The sequence below is a fragment of the Gluconacetobacter asukensis genome, assembly GCF_014174375.1.
Classification (GTDB): domain Bacteria; phylum Pseudomonadota; class Alphaproteobacteria; order Acetobacterales; family Acetobacteraceae; genus Gluconacetobacter; species Gluconacetobacter asukensis.
Window position 1 is genome coordinate 1 of record NZ_JABEQE010000064.1, and the last position, 588, is coordinate 588.

Consider the following 588-nt stretch of genomic DNA (forward strand, 5'->3'; position numbering starts at 1 on the left):
GCCGGGAAATCCATCGTGATGCCCTTCAGCGCGTGGTTCGCCCCATACCAGAAATCCAGTCCCCGCACTGCCAGCGCCGACGCCGCGTCCTGCATCACCGTCCCATCCATAATTGTTTTTCCCCGGGCCAGGCCCTCAAATCTTCAGCGCCCAGATCCAGCCTGCCGGCTCCACAGCCGCACCAGCACGTTCAGCGCCAGCACCCCCGTCGTGATCAGCAGCGCCCCCGTCCAGGCAAGCTGCACCCAGTCATCATAGGCCGACCCCGCATATTGATAGATCGCCACCGGCAGGCTCGCCATCGGCGCCCGCGGGTCCAGCGACCAGTTCATGTTCCCCAGCGAGGTGAACAGCAGCGGCGCCGTCTCGCCCGACACCCGCGCCACCGCCAGCAGAATGCCCGTCAGCACGCCACCGCGCGCCGCCCGCAGGCACACCTGCAACACCACCCGCCATTTCGGCGCCCCCAGCGCATACGCCGCCTCGCGCATCGTCAGCGGCACCAGCCGCAGCATGTCCTCCGTCGTCCGCACCACCACCGGCACGAACAGCACCGCCAGCGCAATCCCCCCCGACAGCCCCGAGAAA

The 588-nt window shown here is 68.2% G+C and carries 1 protein-coding gene; it reads right to left on the reverse strand.

All coding sequences use genetic code 11. The annotated features are described in order from the left end of the window. Nucleotides 1-143: 143 nt before the first annotated feature. The coding region (locus HLH35_RS19740; RefSeq protein ID WP_182980751.1) for an ABC transporter permease subunit at nucleotides 144-588 on the reverse strand (445 nt) is incomplete at its 5' end.